General features: G+C 71.0%; 3 protein-coding genes and 1 pseudogene. All 4 read right to left on the bottom strand.

Features of this window, described 5'->3' with window-relative positions:
• Positions 1-457, bottom strand: a pseudogene (locus tag ACRDP3_RS22850) (hypothetical protein); the annotation flags it as partial.
• Positions 458-483: 26 nt separating this feature from the next.
• Positions 484-2,271 carry an acyl-CoA dehydrogenase family protein gene (locus ACRDP3_RS22845; RefSeq protein WP_431518875.1) on the bottom strand — a complete coding sequence of 596 codons (1,788 nt, stop codon included), beginning with the start codon at positions 2,269-2,271 and terminating at the stop codon, positions 484-486.
• A complete protein-coding gene (locus tag ACRDP3_RS22840) occupies positions 2,271-3,323 on the bottom strand; it encodes a methyltransferase (protein ID WP_431518874.1) in 1,053 nt (350 codons plus the stop codon). Before ACRDP3_RS22840 ends, ACRDP3_RS22845 begins: the two co-directional genes overlap by 1 nt.
• A gap of 59 nt (positions 3,324-3,382) precedes the next feature.
• Entirely contained in the window at positions 3,383-4,189 is an 807-nt protein-coding gene (locus ACRDP3_RS22835) for an N-acetyltransferase (protein WP_431518873.1), read from the bottom strand.
• Positions 4,190-4,295 lie beyond the last annotated feature (106 nt).

The following is a 4,295-nucleotide window of genomic DNA, read 5'->3' as shown; positions in this document are numbered from 1 at the left end:
ACGCCAGCCCGTCGGCGGCGCGGGTGTAGTGGCCCCCCGACTCCTCCACGTTCGCGAGCAGGGCGAGGGCGATGTCGCTGCGCGTACCGATGAGCGCGGCCTGCGTCAGGTAGGCCGGGTACGCCTGAGCGAGCGGCCTCGGCTCATAGTCCCTCAACTGCTGCTCGTCCAGGCCGAGTGCGGCGGCGAAGTCCAGGAGCAGACGCAGCGCCTCTCCCTCCCCGCCGGCCATCGCGAGGAACAGGTCGCCTGCGGGAGGGGACGGGAAGCGGGACGCGAGCAGGGCGAAACTGCGCCGGTCACTGCGCACGAGACGGTACAACTCGCCTGCCATCCAGCCGAGTTGCGCTCGGGGTACCTGGCCGGCATCGAGCAGGTCGAGGAACGGGTTGCCCGCCGGCTGCTGGGACATCCGCTGCTGCGCGGACTTGATGAGAGTGGTGACGTCGTCGTCCATCGGACTTCCTTCCTCGTAGGCCGGGTTCAGCACTCCGGCGTGCCCGCCGGGACGGTACGGCGCAGGTTCGGGCCGGTCGCCGGCCCCGGCTTCGGCTCAGCGACCCAGGGGCCGTCGACGGAGGGGTCGATGATGCCCTCCTCGAGCCACGCGTAGCGGTCCTCGAGCAGCCGTCGTGCCACTGCCCGGTCGTGGTCGTCGGTGTTGAGCGACATCCACGCGAAGAGGTCCTCGACCCGGCGCCTGGCCTGCGCGCAGAAGACGTCGGCGAGTTCGGTCGTCGCGTCGCCGTGGCCGGACCGGGCCACGGCGTACACGCAGCTCGCGCTCATCGCGTACAGCTCGGCGCCGATGTCGACGATCCGGCCCAGGTGGCGCTGCTCGTCCTCGAAGCCCGGGCGCTCCGCGGCCTCGCCGATCAGCCGGGCCAGCCTGCGGGCGGCATGGTCGACGAAGCGCAGGTGACCGGCGAGCGGATCCGCCCAGCCGGCACCGGCGGACACCGGATCACCGCTGTCCGCCACGGCCGTCAAGTGGCCCGCCGACGGCCGGCCCTCGATCACGGCCTGGGCGAGGAAGACCCGCAGCACCTCGCTGGAGCCGTCGAAGATCCGCCCGATGCGCAGGTCGCGCAGGAGTTGCTCGACCGGAACGCCGCGCTCTCCCCGCGCCACCGCCGACTCCGCGGTCTCATAGCCGCGGCCGCCGCGGAGCTGGACGAGCTCGTCCGCGACCAGCCATGCCTTCTCCGAGGCGAACAACTTCGCCAGTTCGGCGTCCAGTCGGGTGTCGCGTCCCAGGTCCGCGTGGTGTCCGGAGACTTCGACCACCGCCTCCAGCGCGAACGCGGTCGCCGCGATGAACGCCAGCTTTCCCGCGACCGCGTCGTGTTCGCCGATCGGCCGCCCCCACTGCACCCGGGCTCCGGCCCACTCGCGGGCGATCTTCAGACTCCACTTGGCCGCGGCGGCGCAGACGGCGGGCAGCGAGAGCCGCCCGGTGTCCTGCGCTGCGAGGGCGATCTCCAGACCCGCGCCCTCCTCCCCGATCCGGTGACGGGCGGGGATCACGACCCCGTCCAGCCGGATGACCCCGTTCTCCAGACCGCGCAGGCCGAGGAAGGAGCTGCGGTGTTCCACCGTCACGCCCGCGGCCCCGGCCTCGACCACGAACGCGGTCATCCCTCCTGAGCCGTTGTCCGAGGCGGGCACGAGAGCCATCACCACGAGCAGGTCGGCGATGACGCCGTTGGTCGCCCACAGCTTCACGCCGTCGAGCGTGTAGGTTCCCGCCGCCCGGTCGGGGACCGCGGTGGTACGCATCCGGTACGGGTCGTTGCCGATGTCGGCCTCGGTGAGGGTGAACGCGGAGATCTCCCGCACGCACCGCGGCAGGAACTCGCGTTTCTGCTCCGCCGTTCCGAACAGCGCGACCGGCTGTGGCAGACCGATGGCCTGGTGGGCCGCGAGCAGCTCACCGAGCGCGGAGTGGACGGTGCTGACGATCATCAGGGCCCGGTGGTAGCAGACACCGGACAGGCCGAGTCCGCCGTACTCCCGGGGGATCTTGACGCAGAACGCCCCGAGGTCCTTGAGACCCTCGATCACGTGGTCGGGGATCCGGTCCGCACGTTCGATCAGAGCGCCGTCGACCTCGTTCTCGCAGAATTCACGCAGCCGGGCGAGGAACTCCTCGGCCGCGTCGTCCAGCCGTCTCGGGTCGCCGGGCGGCAGCGCGAGGAGGTCGGTCCGGAGCCGTCCCCGGAACAGCTCCGCGCCGAAGCCGGGGAGCGCCGGGAGGTCTGACGCGCCCATCAGGCCGGTGCGGGCGTGGCCCGGATGATGGACAGCGGTCCGGCCGCGCTGAGCTTCACGGAGCGCACGGTGAAGCCCGTGTCCTCGAGCATCGCCCGGAACTCGCTCTCGGACCGCTCCCGCCCGCCAGCGATGACGAGCATGTTCAAGTCGGTGAAGAACGGGATCGGCTGGTCCGTGGCCGCCGTCTCGGGCAGTACCGAGCCGACGATCAGCAGGGTGGCGGAGTCGGGCATCTGTGCCCGGCAGGAGCGGAGCAGCGCCAGGGAGTCCTCGTCGTTCCAGTCCTGGAAGACGCTCTTGACGATGTAGAGGTCGCCGTCGGTGGGGATGTCCTGGAAGAAGTCGCCCGCCCGCGCCTCACAGCGGTCCGCGATACCCGCGTTCTCCAGGACGGCGGGTGCCTCGGCCACGCCGCTCGGACTGTCGAAGACGATCCCGCGCAGTCGGGGATGGCTGGTCAGGATCGCGGTCAGCAGGGTGCCGTCGCCGCCACCGAGGTCCACGACCGTGCCGGCGTCGGAGAAGTCGTACGCGGCTGTGAGCTGCGCGGCCGCGATCCTCGACTCCTCGCTCATCGCCACGTTGAACAGCGCACTGACGTCCTCGTGAGCGGCGATGTGGTGGTAGAAGTCCTTGCCGTATACGTGGTCGAAGGCGCGCTCACCTGTTGTGACGGCGTGCTCGAGGCCCTGCCACGCGCTGAAGAAGATGGGGTGGCAGAACATCCGTGAGAAGGCGCGCAGCGAGTCGGGAGAGTCGGAGCGCAGCTGGGCTCCCACGTCGGTCAGCGCGAAGTGGCCGGGCTCGGGCTCCGTGGTGATCCCGACCGCCCCCAGCATGCGCAGCAGGCGCCGCAGTGACGGTTCGTGAGTCCCGCTCTCGGCCGCCAGTTCCTCGCTGCCACGCACCCCGTCCTTGATCAGATCGGCGATCCCCAGTTCGGCTACCACGCCTATGGCGTGAGCGGTCATGTATCCGCCGATCCGCTCGATCAGCGCTGCCCGCAGGCGCATCTTCTCGGCCAGGTCCGTCGCGACTTCGCTGGTCATCAGGAGTGCTCCTCTGTAGTCGGTCGTCAAGTGGGCTGGCTTGCCCGATCGGTTCGGGATCAGGGCTGTGCGGTGTCAGCGGAGAGCCGGTGCCGGACCCAGACGTTGGGTTCGACGTAGACGGCGTAGTCGCGTTCGACGCTCACCACGACCGGAGCCAGGGCGCCGGGGACCTCCACGGTCCCGCTGACGTCGAACGGGAGGCCGGTCCACCCGCGCCACTGGGCCAGGCTGCCGGAGATCGTCATCGATGCCGGGCAGACCTTCAGCAACTGGCCGCCCGCTCGCACGTGTACGCGCAGCCAGGGGTCATGAGGCAGTCCGTCCGGACGCGTGAGCGCGACGTAGTCGTCCATCGGCAGCTGCGGCTGGTCGTGCTTGAGGCTCGGCCGTACCGGGACCACGATGTCGCGGAACCCCGAGCGCCGGCCGTGGTCGGCGAGCGCCCGGAGGGTTCGTCCGGACAGGTTCTGCGACCGCCTGCCCGGGATCACGGCGATCTCCAGCGCGCACAGGGTGCTGAGTTCGCCGCCGGCGTAGGTGTCGGTCATGCACCGGCGCAGGGCCTCGTCCCAGCCGGTGTCGGGCAGGCCGCCCGGATCGCCGTCCCAGGCGAAGGGCACGCTGGCGGCCCGGGCGACGACTTCGTTCCCTCCCGTCCCGTCGCCGAGCACCACGAGCTGGTGCTGAGCGTGCCGCTCGAACGCCCAGTCGACCAGGACCGGGTCCGGACGGATGTACGCCGGCCAGGACGACTCCATCGAGAGCATCGCCGGCTCCAGGTCGGGCCGATCGGCGAGGCTGGTGACGTGCAGTCCGGTGGGGGTGGTGGCGGCGGAGGTGGTGGCGGTGCCGGTGTCGGACATGGCAACTCTCCAATGCTGACGCCGTGTTGTAACGAGCAGCGTGCGACGCGCGGCGTACGGCGTCGTCGGCGTCACTCGGCCAGTCGGCGGGCGGGCAGCGGTCCGG

The sequence above is a fragment of the Streptomyces sp. genome (assembly GCF_050698815.1).
Taxonomy (GTDB): Bacteria; Actinomycetota; Actinomycetes; order Streptomycetales; family Streptomycetaceae; genus Streptomyces.
The sequence above is the reverse complement of the archived record's forward strand: the minus strand, read 5'-3'. Positions and strand labels throughout refer to the sequence as shown.

Bases quoted from the DNA above. Each gene is read 5' to 3' on its own strand.
- ACRDP3_RS22845 (WP_431518875.1), bottom strand. From the start codon at position 2,271: ATGGGCGCGTCAGACCTCCCGGCGCTCCCCGGCTTCGGCGCGGAGCTG.
- ACRDP3_RS22835 (WP_431518873.1), bottom strand. From the start codon at position 4,189: ATGTCCGACACCGGCACCGCCACCACCTCCGCCGCCACCACCCCCACC.
- ACRDP3_RS22840 (WP_431518874.1), bottom strand. From the start codon at position 3,323: ATGACCAGCGAAGTCGCGACGGACCTGGCCGAGAAGATGCGCCTGCGG.